Origin of the sequence: Aestuariivirga sp., from assembly GCF_037139295.1 — a bacterium.
Lineage (GTDB): Bacteria > Pseudomonadota > Alphaproteobacteria > Rhizobiales > Aestuariivirgaceae > Aestuariivirga.
The window spans coordinates 1-20,210 of sequence record NZ_JBAXGR010000067.1 but is presented as its reverse complement, the minus strand read 5'-3'; the positions used below and the strand labels follow the sequence as shown (position 1 = coordinate 20,210).

17 protein-coding genes and 1 pseudogene are annotated in these 20,210 nt (G+C 64.1%); 14 read left to right on the top strand and 4 right to left on the bottom strand.

From position 1 onward, the window contains the following. Positions 1–502, bottom strand: a pseudogene (locus tag WCJ41_RS15265) (hypothetical protein); the annotation flags it as partial. A 133-nt stretch (positions 503–635) separates the two neighbouring features. On the opposite strand from WCJ41_RS15265, the gene WCJ41_RS15260 reads away from it, so the two are divergent. The 14 genes from WCJ41_RS15260 to WCJ41_RS15195 all read left to right on the top strand — a co-directional run bounded on the left by WCJ41_RS15260 (position 636) and on the right by WCJ41_RS15195 (position 16,198). Continuing rightward, the gene (locus WCJ41_RS15260) at positions 636–1,382 is read left to right on the top strand and encodes a class II aldolase/adducin family protein (protein WP_336906693.1); all 747 of its coding nucleotides are present in this window, start codon (positions 636–638) and stop codon (positions 1,380–1,382) included. After that, the gene (locus WCJ41_RS15255) at positions 1,382–2,701 is read left to right on the top strand and encodes a Gfo/Idh/MocA family oxidoreductase (protein WP_336906694.1); all 1,320 of its coding nucleotides are present in this window, start codon (positions 1,382–1,384) and stop codon (positions 2,699–2,701) included. The genes WCJ41_RS15260 and WCJ41_RS15255 overlap by 1 nt, the downstream gene beginning before the upstream one ends. Positions 2,702–2,790: 89 nt before the next feature. Next, positions 2,791–3,246: a hypothetical protein gene (locus tag WCJ41_RS15250; protein ID WP_336906692.1), complete on the top strand. Its 456-nt coding sequence runs from the start codon at positions 2,791–2,793 to the stop codon at positions 3,244–3,246. 488 nt (positions 3,247–3,734) lie between these two features. Continuing rightward, positions 3,735–4,670, top strand: coding sequence for a sugar ABC transporter permease (locus tag WCJ41_RS15245; protein ID WP_336906691.1), 936 nt, complete (start codon positions 3,735–3,737; stop codon positions 4,668–4,670). Beyond that, positions 4,670–5,578, top strand: coding sequence for a carbohydrate ABC transporter permease (locus WCJ41_RS15240; RefSeq protein ID WP_336906690.1), 909 nt, complete (start codon positions 4,670–4,672; stop codon positions 5,576–5,578). Before WCJ41_RS15245 ends, WCJ41_RS15240 begins: the two co-directional genes overlap by 1 nt. 45 nt (positions 5,579–5,623) lie before the next feature. Further along, positions 5,624–7,144, top strand: a complete 1,521-nt coding sequence (locus tag WCJ41_RS15235; protein WP_336906689.1) for an extracellular solute-binding protein — start codon at positions 5,624–5,626, stop codon at positions 7,142–7,144. A gap of 67 nt (positions 7,145–7,211) precedes the next feature. After that, complete coding sequence (locus WCJ41_RS15230) at positions 7,212–8,738, top strand: FGGY-family carbohydrate kinase (RefSeq protein ID WP_336906688.1); 1,527 nt, start codon at positions 7,212–7,214, stop codon at positions 8,736–8,738. Further along, the gene (locus tag WCJ41_RS15225) at positions 8,735–10,054 is read left to right on the top strand and encodes a sn-glycerol-1-phosphate dehydrogenase (RefSeq protein ID WP_336906687.1); all 1,320 of its coding nucleotides are present in this window, start codon (positions 8,735–8,737) and stop codon (positions 10,052–10,054) included. The genes WCJ41_RS15230 and WCJ41_RS15225 overlap by 4 nt, the downstream gene beginning before the upstream one ends. 13 nt (positions 10,055–10,067) lie before the next feature. Beyond that, entirely contained in the window at positions 10,068–11,120 is a 1,053-nt protein-coding gene (gene ugpC / locus WCJ41_RS15220) for a sn-glycerol-3-phosphate ABC transporter ATP-binding protein UgpC (RefSeq protein WP_336906686.1), read from the top strand. Next, positions 11,117–12,175, top strand: coding sequence for a hypothetical protein (locus tag WCJ41_RS15215; protein WP_336906685.1), 1,059 nt, complete (start codon positions 11,117–11,119; stop codon positions 12,173–12,175). The genes ugpC and WCJ41_RS15215 overlap by 4 nt, the downstream gene beginning before the upstream one ends. Positions 12,176–12,179: 4 nt before the next feature. Continuing rightward, positions 12,180–13,187 (top strand): sugar-binding transcriptional regulator, encoded by a 1,008-nt coding sequence (locus tag WCJ41_RS15210; RefSeq protein WP_336906684.1) that lies wholly within the window; start codon positions 12,180–12,182, stop codon positions 13,185–13,187. Continuing rightward, positions 13,184–14,452, top strand: a complete 1,269-nt coding sequence (locus WCJ41_RS15205) for an FGGY-family carbohydrate kinase (RefSeq protein WP_336906683.1) — start codon at positions 13,184–13,186, stop codon at positions 14,450–14,452. Before WCJ41_RS15210 ends, WCJ41_RS15205 begins: the two co-directional genes overlap by 4 nt. Then, entirely contained in the window at positions 14,442–15,221 is a 780-nt protein-coding gene (locus tag WCJ41_RS15200) for a TIGR01459 family HAD-type hydrolase (protein ID WP_336906682.1), read from the top strand. Before WCJ41_RS15205 ends, WCJ41_RS15200 begins: the two co-directional genes overlap by 11 nt. After that, positions 15,215–16,198 (top strand): class II aldolase/adducin family protein, encoded by a 984-nt coding sequence (locus WCJ41_RS15195; RefSeq protein WP_336906681.1) that lies wholly within the window; start codon positions 15,215–15,217, stop codon positions 16,196–16,198. Before WCJ41_RS15200 ends, WCJ41_RS15195 begins: the two co-directional genes overlap by 7 nt. A gap of 109 nt (positions 16,199–16,307) precedes the next feature. Here WCJ41_RS15195 and iolB read toward each other — a convergent pair whose 3' ends face one another. The 3 genes from iolB to WCJ41_RS15180 form a co-directional block, all read right to left on the bottom strand. Continuing rightward, the gene (iolB, locus tag WCJ41_RS15190; protein ID WP_336906680.1) at positions 16,308–17,105 is read right to left on the bottom strand and encodes a 5-deoxy-glucuronate isomerase; all 798 of its coding nucleotides are present in this window, start codon (positions 17,103–17,105) and stop codon (positions 16,308–16,310) included. Between the two features lie 12 nt (positions 17,106–17,117). After that, a complete protein-coding gene (gene iolD / locus WCJ41_RS15185; protein ID WP_336906679.1) occupies positions 17,118–18,971 on the bottom strand; it encodes a 3D-(3,5/4)-trihydroxycyclohexane-1,2-dione acylhydrolase (decyclizing) in 1,854 nt (617 codons plus the stop codon). Between the two features lie 126 nt (positions 18,972–19,097). After that, the coding region (locus WCJ41_RS15180) for a PfkB family carbohydrate kinase (RefSeq protein ID WP_336906678.1) at positions 19,098–20,210 on the bottom strand (1,113 nt) is incomplete at its 5' end.

The window sequence follows — 20,210 nt, the reverse complement described above, 5'->3', positions numbered from 1 at the left end:
GAACGCCGCTGAGCCTGAAGGCCACATACTGGATCCACGGCAGCAACGTGCGCACCTTCGCGAAGGCTTGCGGCCACATGCGCTGCTGCCAGTAAAGCTGCAGGCCATGGGTGATGGTCATCGGCAGCAGCGGGCACAGCGCCTCCTCGAAGCTGGGCATGATCTTCTCGTAATCCGCCACGATGTGGCGCGGCGGCTCGCTGGTATAGTCCATCACCGGCAGCGCGAGGTTGCCTTGCGCGTCGAGGCAGGCCATGGCCGCGCCATGGGCGGTGGGCACGATGGCGTCGATGGGCAGCATCGCATCAAGCTCGGGCAGGGCCGCGCGGCACAGCGCCACCATCGGCTCCGGGTCGATGTGCTTGTAAGGGGGCGCGGGCACGTGAAGGCTCGGCGCCTTCCTCTCCGCCAGCAGCTCTCCCTGCGGTGAAAACAGCGCGATCTTGGTGTTGGTATAGCCGACATCCACCACCGCGATGCCGCGCAAATTTCTCTCCCGCATGCCGTTCTTTCCAATTCTTTGCGGGCACTCTCTCGCATTCGCTGCATGGGCGTCAATCACCCTCGACACTTGAAGCGGGCGGCCCCAGCGGTCTATAGCCATTCACCTGACAATCATTCCGGGAAGCGCTTACATGGCCAAGCTCAAGTATCTCGACCTCCGCCAGGCAGTGATCGACACCTGCCTCAGAATGAATGAGGAAGGGATCAACCAGGGCACGTCGGGCAATGTGAGCGTCCGCACGCCCGAGGGCTTCCTCATCACGGCCTCGGGGATTCCCTATGGCCGGATGAAGCCCGAGCACGTGGTCGAGATGGATCTCGACGGCGGTTACATCGGCGAGTATCTGCCCTCCACCGAATGGCGCATGCACCTCGACATCTTCAAGCATCGCCCTGAAGCGGGTGCCATCGTCCACACCCATTCGACCTATGCCACGGCACTCGCCTGCCTCCGAAAGGACATTCCGCCCTTCCACTACATGATCGGCATCGCCGGCGGCACCGACATCCGCTGCTCCGGCTATGCCGAGTTCGGCACGCCCGAACTCTCGGCTCTCATGCTGAAGGCGCTGAAGGACCGTTCGGCCTGCCTTCTCGGCAACCATGGCCAGATCGCCTTCGGCCCCGACCTCGAAAAGGCGCTGTGGCGGGCGGGCGAGGTGGAGACCATCGCCCACCAGTACTGGGCTGCACTCCAGGTCGGCAAGCCCATCATCCTGAAGTCGAACCAGATGAATACCGTGCTCGCCCGCATGAAAACCTATGGTAAGCAGACAGGCGAGTTCAAGAAGACCGATGCACCCTCGGTGACGGGATTGGTGCGCCGCGATGTGCCGAAGAAGGCCGCCGCGCAGAAGAAAGGCACGAGGAAGAAGTGATCGCTGGCGTCTCCCCGCTCGTTTCCGAACTGAAAGCCCGCGCTGAAGCGGGGAGAACCGTCACCATTGGCCTTGCCGGCTGCGGCCAGATGGGCACCGACATCATGGTGCAGCTGAACCGCATGCCGGGCCTGCGCCTTGGCGCCGTGGCCGAGATGCGCCCGCCGCAGGCCCGCGCCGCCGCCGCCATGGCGGGCTTCACCGAAGACCACACCACCTATGCCGATACGCCCGCGGCCATCGATGCGGCAATCGAGAATGGGCACATCGCCATCACATCGGATCCTGCGGTGCTGGCCAAGTCCGGCCGCATCGACGTGGTGATCGATGCCACCGGAAACCCCAACACCGGTACGCAGTTCGCCCTGGAGGCGATTGCCAACGGCAAGCATGTCGTCATGCTCAACGTCGAGGCCGACATCACCATCGGCCGCCACCTGCACCAGGCCGCGAAAGCCGCCGGCGTCGTCTACACCGGTGCCGCAGGTGATGAGCCCGCCGCCACGCTGGAACTGATTGGCTTCGCCCAGTCCATCGGGCTTGAGGTCGTTTGCGCCGGCAAGGGCAAGAACAACCCGTTGAAATGGGATGCCGTGCCCGCCGACTATGAGGCGGAAGCCAAGGCCCGCAACATGAACGCCCGCATGCTGGTCGAGTTCGTCGACGGCTCGAAGACCATGGTGGAGATGGTGGCCATCGCCAACTGCACCGGCCTCGTGCCGGACGTGCCCGGCATGCACGGCCCTGCGGCCACGCGCGAGGAACTGGCCTCGGTGCTGATCCCCAAGTCAGACGGCGGCGTCCTCTCGAAGAAGGGCTGCGTCGACTATTCCATCGGCAAGGGCGTTGCCCCCGGCGTGTTCTGCATCGTCACCACCGATCACCCGCGCCTGCAGGAACGCATGATCGATCTCAAGGTCGGCAAGGGCCCCTACTTCGCCCTCACCCGCCCCTATCACCTCACCAGCCTCGAAGTGCCGCTGTCGGCCGCCCGCGCCGTGCTGCATGGCCAGGCCGACATGGTGCCGCTCGAGCATCCCGTCGCCGAATGCGTAACGGTGGCCAAGCGCGATCTTTCCCCCGGTGAAATCCTGGGCCGCATCGGCGAGATCGACTATCGCGCCTGGGCCATGACCCATGCCGAGGCGCGCAACGCCAACGCCGTGCCATTGGGCCTCGCCCAGGGTGCCAAGGTGCTGAAGCCCATCAAGGCGGGCGAGCGCCTTACCTACGACAACTGCGCGCCGGATGATTCCCTGCTCGTCACCCAGATCCGCCGCAGGCTTGACCAGGCCGACACCCGCTTCCACGCGCTCTGACCTGAATTGTCATTTTTGGGTTAAATACTAAATCTAAGATCGTAAATTAATTTGACTTGGGCGGCAGAGGCGACTTTCCTTGCGTCAGAATGACTCGCCTCTACATCTTCGCAGACGAAGCTGGGGACTTCGCCTTCAAGCGTGCCCCAAACGTGTCCCGCTACTTCATCGTCTGTACCCTCACGTCACACTCATGCGCAGCCAGTGATGAAATCCAGGAGCTTCGGCGTCAACTGGCGTGGGAGGGGCATCGGCTTGGAGAGTACTTTCATGCGACAACCGACGTACAGATCGTAAGAGATCGAATGTTTGAGCTGATCTGCAAGCACAACTTTGGAGTTCAGGCGACCATTATGGAGAAATCCAAGGCCGATCCAAAGGTAAGGCCGAGCAATCATCGGTTTTATCAGTATGGATGGTATTACCACTTCAGATTTGGAATGGCGAAACACGTGATACCAAATCAGGAGATACTTGTGACCGCAGCTTCGGTGGGCACAAAGAAAGGCCAAGCCGTTTTTACAGACGCGGTGAATGGTGAATGATGTCGTTCGCCAAACGATCAAGAGACGACTCTGGCGAACGGCTTTTTGGCCTTGCGCAACAGACCCTATGTTGCAGATGACGGATTACTGCACTTGGGCAATTCACAGAAAATGGGAACGAAACGACACACGATCGTATGATCTCATCAAAGATCAGATTACTTATGAGTTCGACCTCTGGTCCAAAGGGTCAGCCCACTTTTACTGACCCCGGAGGAAGCGTGGCCGCACTCCCGTTTATCCTGCGAAGCGCCCAAGGGGCTCTTATCAACCGGCGCCAGCTACCTCTTAAATATAGGTTGCGCTGAGGAATCGGTCAAGATGGCGACCCATCGGTCTTGCAAACGCCCCATATCGCACCGCAACATATTGTTTGCGTTGCGGTATTTCCAGTGCGCCGTTGACTCTGGCCGGATTCCCCTGCACTTTTGCAATTTGAAAATCACAAATGCAATTGCCCGCAACGTCGGGACATGGGAGCCGTCTTGATGCCTGCCGATTCCGCCAGCCTTTCTGCCGAGGGGCCCCGCGAGACGGGAAACCGTCCCTGGCTGCCGCGCTGGATGGCGTCCGAGAGCCCGGTGCCCTGGCTGCTGCCCGCCGCCGCGCTGATGGTCATCTTCGGCATCTATCCGCTGCTCTATGCCATCACGCTGTCGCTCTACAAGAAGAACGCCGCCACCCGGAAGATGGTGTTCGACCCCACCCACAACTGGTCGAAGATCCTCGGCGACGAGCGCGTCTGGAACGCCATCTACAACACCTTCCTCTATACGGGCGTGGCGCTGTTCTTCCAGCTGACGCTTGGCATGCTGATCGCGCTGCTGCTCGATTCGGACCGGAAAGGCTATGGCGTGCTGCGCGCCATGATGACGTTGCCGCTCGTCATCCCGCCCGCCGTCACCGGCATGATGTTCCTTCTCATGCTCAACGGTTCCTTCGGCGTCTTGAGCCGCGGCCTCATCGCGATGGGGATATTCCCCACGGGCTTCTCGATCCTCGGCACGGCGAACACCGCCATGGCCGGCGTGCTCACCGCCGAGATCTGGCAGTGGACGCCCTTCATGGTGCTGATCATGCTGGCAGGCTTGCGCTCGCTGCCCAAGGAACCCTTCGAGGCCGCGGCAATTGACGGCGCCACGGCCACCCAGGCCTTCTTCAAGCTGACGCTGCCCATGATGAGCAAGATCATCGCCATCGCGGTGCTGATCCGCGGCATCGACCTGTTCCGCGCCTTCGACTACGTGAAGGTGATGACCGACTCAGGTCCCGGCACCGCGACGGAGACCCTCACCTCCTATGCGGGCCGCATCTATTTCGGCAATGCCGACTTCCCCTATGCCTCGACGATCGCACTCCTCACGCTGATCATCGTCATCCTCGTTTCCTCGACCTTCATGAAGGTCTTCAAGGTCAAGCTGTGATGGAAACCTCGCGTCCCCTCCAGATCCTGCGCGACATTGCCGCCGTCACCGTGGTGGCCATCTTCATGTTCCCCATCTTCTGGTGGGCGCTCACCTCGATCAAGCCGATCTCGGCGGTGTTCGACAAGGACCGCGTCAACTTCTTCGACTTCGTGCCCACCATCATCAACTATGGCGTGACGCTGTTCGGCATGTCGCGCTCGCAGCTCGCCATCGACCAGGGCCTCGGCATGGGCGTTGGCGGCGAGGCGGCTTACGATTCGCGCCAGTCCATCATGGAATCGGTCATCATCTCGCTCGGCTCGACGGCCATCACGCTGGTGATCGCGGTGCTCGCGGCCTATGCCGTGTCGCGCATGATGTTCAAGGGCCGCAACAGCTATCTCAACTGGGTGCTGGGCCAGCGCTTCATGCCGCCCATTGCCATCCTCGTGCCGCTCGTCACCATCTACAAGACGGTCGGCATGCGCGACACCGACAATCTCTACGCCGGCTACTTCGGCCTGATGATGATCTATGCGCTGATGAACCTGCCCATCGCCGTGCTGCTGATGAAGTCCTTCCTCGACGACGTGCCGAAGGACGTGGACGAGGCCGCGATGATCGACGGCGCCACAAGGTTCCAGACCTTCCGCAAGATCGTGCTGCCGATGGTCAAGGGCGGCATCGCGGCTTCTGCGGTCCTCGTCTTCATCTTCTGCTGGACCGAGTTCCTGCTGTCACTTTTCCTCACGACGGAGATCAGAACCGTTCCGGTGAAGATCCAGACTTTCGTGACGTCGACGGGCAATGAATGGGGCTTCATCGCGGCGCTGGGCACGGCGGCCATGATCCCGGGCTTCATCTTCATCCTGCTCGTTCAAAAGAATCTGGTGCGCGGCCTCACGCTTGGCTCCCTGAAAGAGTGAAGACGCGCGCGAGAACCTAAGGCTCAAACCCATGGGAGGATCTCTATGAGCTTCAAAGACTACGACAAGAAAACCTTCATCGCCGATACGGCACGCGAATTCGCTGCGCGCCGCATCTCCAAGCGCGATTTCATGAAGAAGATGGCGCTTGCGGGCGTCGGCTTCTCGGCCTTCTCGGCCGGTCTCCTCGGCGGCTCGCGCGGCTTCCGTGGCAACTTGGGGCTTATCGGCACCGAGGCCATGGCACAAGACGCTTCGGTCACGCAGTGGCTGAAGGATGTGGGTTCGCCCTTCAAGGGCACCAAGATCCGCTACACCTCGGAAGCAACGCCTCCGACGGTCGTGCTCGACAAGATCAAGGCGGAGTTCACCGACCCGACCGGCATCGAAGTCGAAGTCGAAATCGTTCCGCTCGAGCAGGTTCTCGCCAAGGCCACGCAGGACGTGCAGGGCCAGCTCGGCACCTACGACCTCTACTACCTCGACCAGTCGTGGGTTGCCACCTTCGCCCAGGACACGATCGACCCCACCCAGTACTACAAGGACAAGCCGAACCTGGCCATGCCGGGCTTCGACTGGGATGACTTCTCGAAGCCGCTCGTCGAAGGCCTCGCCATGTATGATGGCAAGATGGTCGGTATTCCCTTCGACATCCCGATCTTCATGCTGATGTACCGCAAGGACATCCTCGAGAAGCACGGCATCGCCGTTCCGACCACGCAGGAGGAATTCACCGCCGCGATCCAGAAGATCACGGAAGCGGAGAAGGCCAATGGCATGTACGGCACCGGCCTCCAGGCCAAGTCGGGTCACTATTCGCTGAACTGCGACTGGACCCAGATGGTGTGGAACGCCGGCGGCTCGATCTTCGGCGCCGACAAGAAGTTCAAGGGCAACGACGAAGCCGGTGTCGCCGGTCTCGCGCTGTACCAGGAGTGGATCAAGAACGCTCCGCCGGAATCGCTCAACTCCACCTGGGACGGCCAGTTCCAGATGATGGCGTCCGGCCAGTGCGCCCTTGTCGAATCCTGGGATGAGTTCTTCCCCGGTCTCGATGCGGCGGACTCGAAGGTGCAGGGCCTGTGGATGCCGGCCAAGCCGTTCACCGGCAAGCCGCTCCGCGCCAAGTCTGAAGTGGGCTTCGGCGAAGTTCCGAACCGCGCCCACCAGGGCGGCTCGGTCCTCGGCCTGTCGAAGTACTCCAAGAACGTCGACGCAGCCTGGCTGTTCATGCAGTGGGCCTGCTCGAAGGACGTGATGACCCGCAGCACGCTCATCGGCGGCTTCGCCCCGATGCGCCTGTCGTCGTTCACCGATCCGCGCGTCAACGAGAAGGCCAAGGTCGGCCCCGGCACGACCCGCCACCTCGAAATGGTCAAGTGGATCATCGACAACGACATGGCATCTGAGCCTGACATGCCGCTGTGGGCTGGCTTCTCGAACAACGAGATCCCCGTCAACCTTGGCAAGCTCTTGACCGGCCAGGACTTCGGCGGCGACCCGAAGAAGTGCATGGACACCATCGCCGCGGCGATCGATGCCGCAGTGGCCGAAGCCGGCCTCTAAGCAACCATACGCGGAGGCGGCATCACTGCCGCCTCCGTTTTCATCTCAGAAAGAAATCATCCGTCCCATGCGCGGCGATCTTGTCATCGGCATCGACAGTTCGACCACGGCCACGAAGGCCATCGCCTTCGATGCCAGGGGCCGAATCGTGGCCGAAGGCCGGGCACCCGTTCCGCTCTCCAACCCGCATCCAGGCTGGTTCGAGCAGGAGGTCAGCGACTGGACAGGCGCCCTCACCAAGGCGCTGAAGCAACTGACGAAGAAGATCGACGCAAAGCGCGTCGCGGGCCTTGCCATCTCCAACCAGCGCGAAAGCTTCGCGCAGTTCGATGCCAAGGGCAAAGCCCTGCGCCCCGGCACGCTGTGGCTCGACGAGCGTGCGCAAAAGGAAGTGAAGGACATCGTCGCCGAGCTGGGTGCCGAGGCTGTCCACAATATTTCCGGCAAGCCCGCCGACGTCACCCCCTGCCTTTATCGCTGCCGCTGGCTCTCAACCCACATGCCGAAGGTCTGGGCGAAGACCGCCAAGACGGCCGAAGTGCACGGCGTGCTCACCCATTTCCTCACCGGCCAGTGGGCCACCTCGACGGCCTCCGCCGATCCCATGGGCCTGCTCGACGTCGGTGCCTATGACTGGTCGGACGTTCTCCTCAAGGCCGCCCGCCTGACGCGAGAGCAGCTGCCGCGACTCCATCGACCCGGCGAGATCATGGGCGAAGTCACCGCCGAAGCTGCGAAGCTCACCGGCCTCAAGGCGGGAACGCCCGTCATCGCCGGCGGCGGCGATGGCCAGTGCGCCGGCACCGGCGCCAATACATTCCTCGAGGGCCGCGCCTATGTGAACCTCGGCACCGCTGCGGTGTCAGGCAGCTATGGCAAGCACTACGCTGCCAACCGCGCCTTCCGCACCATGATGGCGGTGGGCGAGGAGGGCTTCTCCTTCGAAACCGCCATCCGCACCGGCACCTTCCTCGTCAACTGGATGGTGGAGCGGTTGTTCAACGTCTCGCCGGGCAAGGACCCCGGCATCTTCAAGGCGCTGGAGACGGAAGCGAAAGCCTCGCCCATCGGCGCCCACGGACTCGTGCTCGTGCCCTACTGGTCCGGCGTGATGACGCCCTACTGGGATAGCGCGGCGCGCGGCGTCATCGCCGGCCTCTCCGGCAATCACAGCCGCGGCGATGTCTATCGCGCACTCCTCGAAGGCGTGGCACTGGAACAGGCGATGATGACCAACCAGGTAGCCGATGCGACGACACCCATCACCCATTTCGCCGCCGTGGGCGGCGGCTCGCGCTCGGATCTCTGGTGCCAGATTCTCGCCGATGCCTCGGCGCGTGACGTGAAGCGGCTCGAAACGGCGGAAGCTTCGGCGCTGGGCGCCGCCATGGCCGCAGCCAAGGGTGCGGGCTGGTACAAGTCGGTGCCGCAAGCCTCCGCCGCCATGTCCGGCAAGCCGTCCAAGACCTTCCGCCCACGGAAGAAGGATTCGGCCCGCTACCAGGAACTCCTCGGCGTCTATTCGGAGCTCTGGCCGAAGCTCTCCGACTGGAACCAGAAACTCGTCGATTTTTCGCGAAGTGCACAAAAATGACCGACTGGAATGAACTGATCAGCGATGTCGTCGCAGGCCACTGGAAGGACCCGGCGACCGGCAAGACCGCCACCGTCCCCTTCGAGGTGATCCGCATCGAGGACGATCTCGACGGCGGCGAGGCCGACATGCTGGCCCCCCTGAAACTCGGCAAGCGCATCGCGGTGGTCTCCGACGTCAACACGCATGAGGCCATGGGCCGCCGCGTCGCCAAGCATCTGAAGGGCCTCGGCACCATCGATGAGCTGGTGCTGCCGGGCCACATCCACTGCGACGAGCCCACCATCGCCATGGTGCAGGAAGCGACCCGCCACGCCGATGCCATCGTCGCCGTCGGCTCCGGCGCGCTGTCCGACACCTGCAAATACGCAACCTTCAAGGATGGCCGGAAATACGCCACCTTCGGCACCGCCGCCTCGATGAACGGCTATGCGGCCTCCACCGCCTCGGTAACGCTGGCCAACGGTTACAAGACGTCGCTTCCCGCCCACGCGCCGCGTGGCATCTTCCTTGATCTCAAGGTTTCGGCAAAGGCCCCGCACTGGCTGTCTGCCGCGGGCCTGGGCGACTCGCTCTGCCGCCCCACCGCACAGGTTGAATGGTGGACCTCGCACCGCCTGTTCGACACCTTCTATTCGGGAGTGCCCTACACGCTGATCGGTGAAGACGAACAGCGAATGATCGAGTCCGCGGCGGGGCTGAAGACGCATGACATCGCTGCCAACGGCCACCTGCATCGCGTGCTGACGCTCTGCGGCCTCGGCGTCTGCTTCACCGGCGTCTCGCATCACGGCTCGATGGGCGAGCACCAGGTGTCGCACTGGATCGACATGTTCGCAGGCGACAAGCACCCCGGCTCCACCCACGGCCAGCAGGTAGGTGTGGCATCGCTCGCCATCGCGCGCCTCCACCATGAACTCCTTGCGATGGACCAGCCGCCCCTCATCAAGGCGACACACATCGAGGAGAAGGAATTCATCGCCCGCTACGGCGAGGCCATCGGCAGCATGTGCTACGCGGAAGCGAAGAAGAAGTCCTTCGACCGTGCGGGAGCAGAAGCCTTCAACAAGAAGCTTGCTGTCATGTGGCCGCAGCTCCGCGAGGAACTGCGCCCCATGCTCATGGACCCCGCCAAGATGAAGGCGACGCTCGCCGCCGCCGGTGGCCCCACCACCGCAACCGAGCTCGGGCTGGACCGCAAGGTCTGGCGCGACGCCATGAAACATGCCCGGGACGTCCGCAACCGCTGGTCCTTCCTGGATCTTGCGGATGATGCGGGCCTGCTCGACGAATTCCTCGCCCGCGACGAACAATAGGACCGTAGAAGACATGTCATCGGTAACGATCAAGAACGTCAGAAAAAACTACGGCAACCTGGAGGTCGTCCACGGCATCGACCTCACGATCGAGGATGGTTCCTTCGTGGTGCTGCTCGGCCCATCGGGCTGCGGCAAGTCCACCCTGCTGCGCATGATTGCCGGCCTCGAGTCGGTGACGGGTGGTGACATCGAAATCCAGGGCCGCCGCGTCAACGACGTGCATCCCAAGGACCGGAACATCGCCATGGTGTTCCAGAACTACGCGCTTTACGCCCACATGAAGGTGCGCGACAACATGAGCTTCTCGCTCATCCTCGCCAAGCGTCCCAAGGCCGAGATCGACGAGAAGGTGGCATGGGCCGCCAAGATCCTCAACCTCGAGCCCTATCTCGACCGCTACCCGCGTGAGCTTTCGGGCGGCCAGCGCCAGCGCGTCGCCATGGGTCGCGCTATCGTGCGCAACCCCGCCGTCTTCCTGTTCGACGAGCCGCTGTCGAACCTCGATGCCAAGCTGCGCGTCCAGATGCGCACCGAGATCAAGGAACTCCATGACCGGCTGCAGACGACGACCGTCTACGTGACCCATGACCAGATCGAGGCCATGACCATGGCCGACAAGATCGTCATCCTGCGCGATGGCTACATCGAGCAGGAAGGCTCGCCGCTCGAGGTCTATGACAAGCCCGCCAACCTCTTCGTGGCGGAATTCATCGGCTCGCCGTCGATGAACCTGCTGAAGGGCGAAGTGACGCCCAATGGCGTGCTGCTCGGCGAAGGCACCACCCTGCCGCTGCCGCCGGTCCACAACGCCACGATCGGGCAGAAGGTGGTCTATGGCATCCGGCCGGAGCACTTCACCTTTGGCTCAGGTGCGCCCGCCAAGGTCGTGGTGGTGGAGCCGACCGGCCCCGAAATGCACATCTACGCCGACATGGGCGGCCAGGAAATCTGCGCCATCACCCAGGATCGCGTATCGCTGGCGCGTGACGAGACATTCCACCTCATGCCGCGCCTCGACAAGGTCCACCTGTTCGACGCGGAAAGCGGAAAGGCCCTGGCGTGAGCATCGTCACCATCCTCGGCGCCGGCGTTATGGGTTCCTCCATGTGCCTGCCGCTGCGTGACCGTGGCCACAGCGTTCGCCTCGTCGGCACCCATCTCGACACCGAGATCATCGATAGCGTGAAGGCTTGCGGCCGCCACCCCAAGCTCAACGTCAAGCTCCCGGACGGCGTCGTCGCCTACCAGCATGGCGACTTCGCCAAGGCGCTGGGAACCGACACGGACCTGATCCTGCTCGGCATCAGCTCGGCCGGCGTCAACTGGGCCATCGACCGGCTGTGCGAGACACTGAAAGCACCAGTGCCCGTCGTCATGATCACCAAGGGCATGCACCCGGAGACTGATCGCCTCACGGCACTGCCGGACCGCGTTGCGGCTGAAGTGAAGCGCCGCACCGGCATTGTGCTGAAGATCGCCGCCATCGGCGGTCCCTGCATCGCGGGCGAACTCGCGGTCAGGCGTCACACCGGCACCGTCATCACCTCGCATGATTTGCCGTTCGCGCAATCGCTCTGCGACATGCTGGAGTGCGACTATTATCACCCGCGCCTCTCGGGCGACGTGATCGGCGTCGAGATCTGTGCGGCCTTCAAGAATTTCTTCGCCATTGGCGTCGGTTGGGCGGCGGGCCATCTGGAGAAGATGGCCGCCACCGAGAACCGCGCCTTCAACCACAATGCCGCTGCCATCATCTTCGATCAGGCGATCCGCGAATTGATGGTGCTCTCCACCGCCCATGGCGGCACGGAACAGAGCGTCTGGGGCATGCCGGGTGCGGGCGATCTCTATGTCACTGCCCAAGCTGGCCGCAATTCGAGGCTCGGCAACAACCTCGGCCGCGGCCTCACCTACCAGCAGACAAAGGACGGCCCGATGAAGGGCGACACCATCGAGGGGGCCGAGCTCGGCGTCACCGTGGCGCCAACGCTGCGCGCCATGATGAAGAACGGCAGGCTGGATGCCAAATCCCTGCCGCTCACCTCCGCCCTGCTCGATGCATTGACGAACGATACCGCACTCGACATTCCCTGGGCGGCCCTGCACCGCAGTTCATGAGGCGATGATGGACGAGGGCGAGACACGCGCACTTCCCGATACCTCGCCGCCCCTCGGCGTCGCTCTCGCCATCGACCCCGATGAGCAGCTCGCCACCCGTGCCGCCTGGCTCTATTTCGTGGCGGGCCTCACCCAGGCGCAGATCGGCAAGAAGCTCGGCTTGAACCGCACCCGCGTCAACCGCCTCCTCGCGCAGGCGCGTGATCAGGGCCTCGTCCAGATCAACATCACGGGCCGCCTCGCCTCCTGCGTCGAACTCGAGGAAAGGCTCCGGAACCAGTATGGCCTCGAGGATGCGGTGGTCGTTCCCACCCCGCCCGACCAGGCGCTGATCCCGCAGGTCATCGCCACCGCCGCGGCGGCTGCCCTGTCGGCGCGGCTGAAGGACGGCATGTCGGTGGGTGTGGGCTGGGGCCGCACCCTCAGGCTTTCGATCCAGTCGGTGCCGCGCCGCCAGCTCAATCGCCTCTCCGTCGTCTCGCTCCTGGGCGGCCTCACGCGCGGCTCGGCCATGAACCCGCACGAGACCGCCTCGCACCTCGCTGATCTCGTCGGCGCACAATGCTATTACGTTGCCGCCCCGGCCTTGACCGACACGCAGTCGACGCGCGACCTGCTGATGGCCCAGCCCATGCTGAAGGAAATCTTCGAGCGCGGCGAGAAGGTGGACCTGGCCTTCCTCTCGGTCGGTGAACTCACCCCCACCTGCACCATGACAAGGGTCGGCCTCGTGTCGCGCGCCGATGTCGACGATCTCCTCAAGGCCGGTGCGGTGGGCGACATCTCCGCCCACTGGATCGACCGCGAGGGCCGCGTCGTCGACCACCCGCTCAACCAGCGCGTCGTGGCGCTGAGCCCTGAGAAACTAAAGGACATTCCCTGCGTCATGATCGCGTCCGGCGGCAAGACCAAGGTGCCGGGCTTGCGAGGCGTGCTCAAGGGCGGCATGTGCGACGTCATCATCACCGACGAGCTGACCGCAACATCTATCCTCGCCATGGAAACGAAATGACCATCCCCGTCGCATTGGGAATCGACATCGGCACCTCCGGCGTGCGCATCGCCGCCACCGATGAGAACAACGCGCTGAAGGCCATGTCGTCAGCGCCCATCGTGGCGCCGATCACCGATTTCGGCCGCGCATGGCAGGACCCGCAGCTGTGGTGGAACGCCACGCTTGCTGCCTTCGCCGCGCTGAAGCTCGATGGCCTGCAGGTCCGCGCCATCTCGATCGACGGCACGTCCGGCACCATCCTCGCCGTCAACGCCGATGGCGCGCCAGCAAGCCTCGGCTCCATGTACAACGACGTCTGCGACAAGGCCAACCTTGCGAAAATCGTCGCCGTCGCCCCGCGTGAGACGGCGGCGCTGGGCGGCACCTCGCCGCTCGCTCGCGCCATGGAATTCGTGGGCCAGGGCGCCCGCATCATTCACCAGGCCGACTGGGTGCTCGGCAAGCTGTCGGGCCGCTATGACGTGACGGACGAGAACAACGCACTCAAATCGGGCTACGACCCCGTCACCCGCACCTGGCCGTCATGGATCGCGAAGACGGGCTTCGACGTGGCGCTCTTCCCCACCGTCGTTCCCGCCGGCACCAAGATCGGCAACATCACGGCGGAAATGGCCGCCCAGCTGGGCCTGCCCGCCAACACCGCCATCGTCGCCGGAACGACGGACGGCTGCGCCGCTTTCCTCGCATCGGGTGCTTCCGAACCGGGTGACGGCGTCACCTCGCTCGGCACCACGCTCACCCTGAAGCTGCTCTCGGCCGAGCCTGTCTTCGCCCCGGACTTCGGCATCTACAGCCACCGCATCGGTGACCAGTGGCTGGCAGGTGGTGCATCGAACACCGGAGGTGCTGCCATCGGCGCCTACTTCAGCAAGGACGACATCGCGCGCCTCACGCCGCTGCTCGACCCCGGCGTGCCCACTGGCCTCGACTATTACCCTCTCCCCAAGCCCGGCGAACGCTTCCCCGTCAACGATCCGAATCTCCAGCCGCGCCTCACGCCGCGGCCCGCCGATGACCGCGTGTTCTTCCAGGGCATCCTCGAAGGCATCGCGCGGATCGAGGCGGAGGCCTATGCCAAGCTGGGCCAGCTCGGCGCATCGCCGCTGATCAGCATCCGCACCGCAGGCGGCGGTGCCGCCAATGCGGCATGGACGGCGATCCGGCTGAAGGCACTCGGCGTGCCGGAAAAACCGTCCTTGAGCGAACACGCCGCCGTCGGCACCGCACGACTGGCATGGCGAGGCATCGGCCATGCCAATTGAAGCAAAGCGAATTGACGGCCTTCACCAGATTGCGTCCCGCTTCGACGGGATGCTGATCGACCAGTTCGGCGTCATCCATGACGGCCAGACGCTCTACCCCGGCACGGCGCGCGTGCTCAGCGAGCTGAAGGCGCTCGGCATTCCCGTTGCGGTGATGACCAATTCTGGCAAGCGCGCAGAATCGAACCGCCAGCGCCTCGTGAAGATGGGCGTGCCGCGCGATCACTTCGTCGATGCGGTGAGCTCGGGTGAAGTCGCTTTCTCGGGCCTTACCGCAAAGCGCGCCTTCCTCATCGGCAAGGACGGCGAGGACTATGGCTTCGACGGCATCACTTTTGTGAACGATCCGCGCGACGCCGAGATCATCCTCATTCTCGGCTCCAACGCGCCGAAAACCTCGCTCGATAACTATCGCAAGATGCTCACCGACATCACGCTCCCCGCCGTCTGCTGCAACCCGGACAAGCTGATGCTGACGCCAAAGGGCCTCATGCCCGCTCCCGGCGCCATCGCCGCGCTTTACGAAGAGATGGGCGGCAAGGTCACATGGATCGGCAAGCCCTATGCAGGGATTTACCGCGAAGCCGCGCGCCTCATCGGCAATCCCTCGCGCATCCTCTGCATCGGCGACAGTGCCGAGCATGACGTGGCGGGTGGACGCAATGCCGGGCTCGAAACCCTCCTCGTGCTGCAGGGTGTCTCGGCAGGACATGACGCCGCAACGCTCTCTCCCCAACCCGATTACGTGATGGATGCCTTCCAATGGTAGAGATCGACCGCCTGCGCGCACTCTCGGCCAAAGTCGGCAGTGACCCGCTGCTGGTACAGGCCGCCGGCGGCAACACGTCGCTCAAGGACGATGGCGTCATGTGGATCAAGGCGTCCGGCACATGGCTGAAGGATGCCGCCGCGCGTGACATCTTCGTGCCGCTCGACCACGCCGCAATCCTCGCCGCACTCGCCAAGGACGACCCCGCTTGCGAGTCCTGCACAGCCTTCGTGCGCACCGACCTGAACAGCACCGGCCTTCGCCCCTCGATCGAAACCACCGTGCACGCCTTGATGCCGCAGCGCGTGGTGGTGCATGTCCACTGCGTCAACACCATCGCCTGGGCCATCCGTGCGGATGGCGAGCAGCGCCTCGCCGAGAAGCTCGCAGGCTTCGACTGGGCCTTTATCCCCTATGCCCGCCCCGGCCTGCCGTTGGCGGGTGCGATCCAGTCGCGCATCCGCCCCGGCGTCAATGTGCTCGTCCTCGGCAACCACGGCCTCGCAGTTGCCGCCGATACGGTGGAAGATGCCGAAGCGCTTCTCGACAAGGTGGTCGCCGCCGTCACCCGTCCGGTTCGCGCCGCCGCGAAGGTGGACCGCGCCGCGCTCGAAGGTCACAGTGCGGGAACCGCCTACGCGCCCGCGGTGATGGACGAGACCCACGCGCTCGCAACCGATCCGCTCGCCCTGAGGCGCGGCCAGCACAAGGTGTTCTACCCTGACCACGTGGTCTTCCTCGGCGTCGGCGTGGCCACCACCTTCGACGGCAACCCGCCGCTCATCGCCATCCCCGGTGTCGGCGTGCTCATTCGCAACGATGCAAAGCCCGCCATCGAACCCATGGGCCGCTGCCTCGCCGACGTCATGCGCCGCGTGGAAGAGAGAGACCCGCTGGTGGCGCTGACCGATGAGGACGTCGACCGGCTGGTGAACTGGGACGCGGAGAAATATCGCCAGACGCTGAAGGTGAACTGAGCAGCACAAAAAAGATGCCCGGAACAAGCCCGGGCATGATGAGGTCTGGAGCGTCTTTTCAATTCATCATGCGCGGGCTCGACCCGCGCATCCTTTGGCCCACACGCCCTCACGCCTTCAGCAGCCACTCATGTTCCGGCGCATTGTGGAACTTCCATGTCCGCCGCGGCCCGGCCATCACGTTCAAGTAATAGAGGTCATAGCCATGCGTGGTGGCGCAGGGGTGATAGCCCCTGGGCACCAGCGTCACGTCGCCATCCTCCACCGCCATCGCCTCATCCAAAGACCGGTCGTCGGTATAGACGCGCTGGAAGGCGAAGCCCTGCGGCGGACTGATGCGATGGTAGTAAGTTTCTTCCAGCGCCGACTCGTGGGGTAGATTGTCTTCGTCATGCTTGTGCGGCGGGTAGCTCGAGGTGCAGCCACCCGGCGTGATGACCTCGACCACCAGAAGCCCCTCGGCTGCATCCCATTCGGGAATGATATTGGTGACGTGCCGCGTGTTGGAGCCCTTGCCGCGCGTTTCCTGGTGCAGGCCATCGGGGGCTATGACGCGCGCCGGGTGCTTGCCGCCCTCGCCCGGTGCGGTGCAGACCGCAAGCGTCACGGCATTCTCCGCCGTAACCTTCCAGCGCTCGCCCGCCGGGATATAGACCGACCACGGCTTGCCCTCGAAGGGCGAGTTCCGCTCGCCCAGCACGCCGAAGTCCTTGGCGCCCACGAACACATGGCCCTTGCCGCCGATGAAGACGAGGCAGACCTCGCGGCCCGGTTCGCCACCTTCGGTCACCCCGCCCGGCTTCAGCTTCCACACATCGAAGCCCACATGCGTCCAGCCCGCACTCTCGGGCGTCACATGCACGATGCGTCCGGTGTCGCGGGTCGGGTGGATCTTGAGCTTCGACATGGCGGTTCTCCTTCAGTCGCCCACGCGCTGCTTGGCGAGAGCGGCTTCATGGTTCTTGCGCGCCACGTTCACCTGCGGCCTTATTGATACTTCCGGTACTGCCACTTCCCACCAATGTCCACCGGCATCGGTGGAGATCATCGGGTCGGTATCGATGACGATCACCGTGGTGCGCGGTGCCGACTTCGCCTCCACCAGCGCTGCTTCCAACTCCGCCAGCGAGTTCGCCTTCACCGCGATGGCACCTTGTGAGCGCGCATGCATCACGAAGTCGATCTGCGGGCTCTGCTCCTGGAAGGTGTTGTAGTCATAGAGGTTGTTGAAACGCTCGCCGCCGCAGGCATGCTGCAGCCGGTTGATGCAGCCATAGCCCCGGTTGTCGAGCAGCACGACGGTGATCTTCACCCCCATCATCACGCTCGTGGCGAGCTCCGAATTCATCATCATGTAGCTGCCGTCGCCCAGCATGACGACCACTTCGCGGTCGGGCTGCGCCATCTTCATGCCGATGCCACCGGCAATCTCGTAGCCCATGCAGGAGAAGCCATATTCGAGGTGATAGGAGGAGGGATAGCTCGCCTGCCACAGCTTGTGCAGCTCGCCCGGCAAGCCACCCGATGCCCCCATCAGCGACACCTCGCGCCCCAGCGCGCGCTGCACGGCACCAATCACCTGCGCGTCGGAAGGCCGCTCGGCATTGGTGGGCGCGGTGTAGGTGTCGGCCGTCGCCATCCACGCCGTGAAGCCCGCCTTGGCGTCCGCCGTCCACGCCTTTGGCGCGGCCCAAGGGCCAAGGTTTGCGGAAAGCTCCTCGAGGCCCACCCGCGCATCCGCCACCAGCGGAAGTGCCCGATGCTTGGTGGCATCGAACACCTGCGTGTTGAGGCCGATGAGGGTCTTCTCCGGATTCTGGAACAGCGCCCATGAACCGGTGGTGAAGTCCTGAAGTCTTGTGCCCACCGCGAGGATCACGTCCGCCTGCTCGCACAGCCGGTTCGCAGCCCCCGTGCCGGTGACGCCGACGGCGCCCATGTTCAAGGGATCGGCGAAGGGCAGCGATGACTTGCCGCCTTGGGTCTCCATCACCGGAATGCCGTGCCTTGCCGCAAAGGCCGCCAGCGTCGCGGAGGCTTCCGAGAACAGCACGCCACCGCCTGCGATGATCACGGGCTTCTGCGCCTCGCGCAGCGCCTCCACGGCATCGGCCAGCTCGGTCTCGTCCGGGCGGACGCGACGCGGCACCCACAGACGTTCCGCGAAGAAGCTTACAGGATAGTCATAAGCCTCGGCCTGCACATCCTGGCAGAAGGACAGCGTCACCGGCCCGCATTCGGCGGGATCCGTCAACACCACCATGGCGCGGTTCAAGGCCGGGATCAGCTGCTCGGGCCGCATGATGCGGTCGAAATAGCGCGACACCGGCTTGAAGCAGTCATTCACCGAGATGGTGCCATCGCCGAAATCCTCCGCCTGCTGCAGCACCGGGTCGGGTCGCCTGCTGGCAAAGATGTCGCCGGGGATCAGCAGCAGCGGAATGCGGTCGACATGCGCAACAGCGGCGGCCGTCACCATGTTGATGGCGCCAGGCCCGATCGAGGTGGTGCAGGCCATCATGCGTCGGCGGCGCATCGTCTTGGCATAGGCAATCGCCGCATGCGCCATCGACTGCTCGTTCTGGCCGCGATAGGTGGGAAGCTCGTCCCTCACATGCCACAGCGCCTCGCCCATGCCGGCCACATTGCCATGCCCGAAGATCGCCCACATGCCGGCGAAGACCGGCACGTCCCTGTCGTCGACGACGGTCATCTGCTCCGTCATGAACCTGACGAGCGCCTGCGCGGCGGTGAGACGAATGGTCTTGCTCATGTGAAGGCTCCTTGAGGAATTCAGTATCTTGTTACTTGCCGTCATCCCGGCGAAAGCCGGGACCCAGCTTTCTTGTGGCTCTCAAAGCGGGGCCCCGGCTTTCGCCGGGGTGACGGAATGTGGGGATCACGCCGTCCGCGCCCTGTTCCAGATGTCCACCAGCGCCTGAAACCGCGCCGCCATGTCCGTCACCGCCTGCTCGTCCGTCATCTCGCCCTTGAGCCACTTCTGTGCCGCATTGCTGAAAATGGTGCGGCCCACCGTGAAGCCCTTGACCACGGGCTGACCGGCAACCGCGGCAAATCCCTTTGCCAGCTCCGCCTCCGGCGCGTCGAGCCCGAGCAGCACCACGCCGCGGCACCACGGGTCGTTCTTCTCGATCACCGCGGCGATGTTCTCCCACGCCTTGGCCGACGCCTGCGGCTCCAGCTTCCACCAGTCGGGCTTGATGCCCAGCGCATAGAGTTCCGTCATGGCGCGCGCGATGGTCATGTCGTCCAGCGGTCCGCTCTTGCCGGCGATGATCTCCACCAGCAACTCACGCCCCACCTTGCGTGCGGCCTCATAGAGTGTTCGCAGCTTCTGTGCCTGTTCGTCCTTCAGCGCCTGCGGATCATCCGGGTGATAGAAGGCAAGGCACTTGATGGTGTGCGTCACCGGCCACTCGGCCAGCCTCGCTCCCACGTCCTGGGTGAACTCGAAGCGCAAGGGCCGCGAGCCCGGCTGTTCCAGCGGGCGTCCCACCCACAGCCCCAGCTTCGCCGCATCGAACATCGCCTCGCGGCCATAGACGTCGTCGAGCAGCGTGCCGTAACCGGGCTTGCCCTTCGAAACCCGCCCGATGGCCTGGATTGCCAGCCGCTTGAAGTCGTTGAGGCGCGCGCGGGGTGCACCTGCATCATCCGCCATCTTCTCCATCTGCATGCGGTGGTCGATGGCGAAGGCCAGCAGCTGCTCCGGCTGCTTGCGCCGCGTGGTCGCCCAGTGCACGTGGTTGATCGCCTCATCCTTGCGCAGCGCCTTGTACGGGCTGCCGTGAGTGAGGAAATACTGCAGTTCCTCCCATGTCGGAATCTCGGGCGAACACAGCAGGCGCGACACCGCGAAGGCGCCGCAGGCATTGGCCCATGTGGCGCTCGTCGCGTAATCCTCGCCCTTGAGCCAGCCACGCAGGAAGCCGGACATGAAGCTGTCGCCCGCGCCCAGCACGTTATAGACCTCGATGGGGAAGCCCTTGCC

Excerpts from the sequence above, each read along its gene's own strand:
- WCJ41_RS15230 (WP_336906688.1), top strand. The coding sequence starts at position 7,212 with ATGCGCGGCGATCTTGTCATCGGCATCGACAGTTCGACCACGGCCACG.
- ugpC (WP_336906686.1), top strand. The coding sequence starts at position 10,068 with ATGTCATCGGTAACGATCAAGAACGTCAGAAAAAACTACGGCAACCTG.
- WCJ41_RS15245 (WP_336906691.1), top strand. The coding sequence starts at position 3,735 with ATGCCTGCCGATTCCGCCAGCCTTTCTGCCGAGGGGCCCCGCGAGACG.
- iolD (WP_336906679.1), bottom strand. The coding sequence starts at position 18,971 with ATGAGCAAGACCATTCGTCTCACCGCCGCGCAGGCGCTCGTCAGGTTC.
- WCJ41_RS15240 (WP_336906690.1), top strand. The coding sequence starts at position 4,670 with ATGGAAACCTCGCGTCCCCTCCAGATCCTGCGCGACATTGCCGCCGTC.
- WCJ41_RS15235 (WP_336906689.1), top strand. The coding sequence starts at position 5,624 with ATGAGCTTCAAAGACTACGACAAGAAAACCTTCATCGCCGATACGGCA.
- WCJ41_RS15205 (WP_336906683.1), top strand. The coding sequence starts at position 13,184 with ATGACCATCCCCGTCGCATTGGGAATCGACATCGGCACCTCCGGCGTG.
- WCJ41_RS15210 (WP_336906684.1), top strand. The coding sequence starts at position 12,180 with ATGATGGACGAGGGCGAGACACGCGCACTTCCCGATACCTCGCCGCCC.
- WCJ41_RS15260 (WP_336906693.1), top strand. The coding sequence starts at position 636 with ATGGCCAAGCTCAAGTATCTCGACCTCCGCCAGGCAGTGATCGACACC.
- WCJ41_RS15225 (WP_336906687.1), top strand. The coding sequence starts at position 8,735 with ATGACCGACTGGAATGAACTGATCAGCGATGTCGTCGCAGGCCACTGG.
- WCJ41_RS15195 (WP_336906681.1), top strand. The coding sequence starts at position 15,215 with ATGGTAGAGATCGACCGCCTGCGCGCACTCTCGGCCAAAGTCGGCAGT.
- iolB (WP_336906680.1), bottom strand. The coding sequence starts at position 17,105 with ATGTCGAAGCTCAAGATCCACCCGACCCGCGACACCGGACGCATCGTG.
- WCJ41_RS15200 (WP_336906682.1), top strand. The coding sequence starts at position 14,442 with ATGCCAATTGAAGCAAAGCGAATTGACGGCCTTCACCAGATTGCGTCC.
- WCJ41_RS15250 (WP_336906692.1), top strand. The coding sequence starts at position 2,791 with ATGACTCGCCTCTACATCTTCGCAGACGAAGCTGGGGACTTCGCCTTC.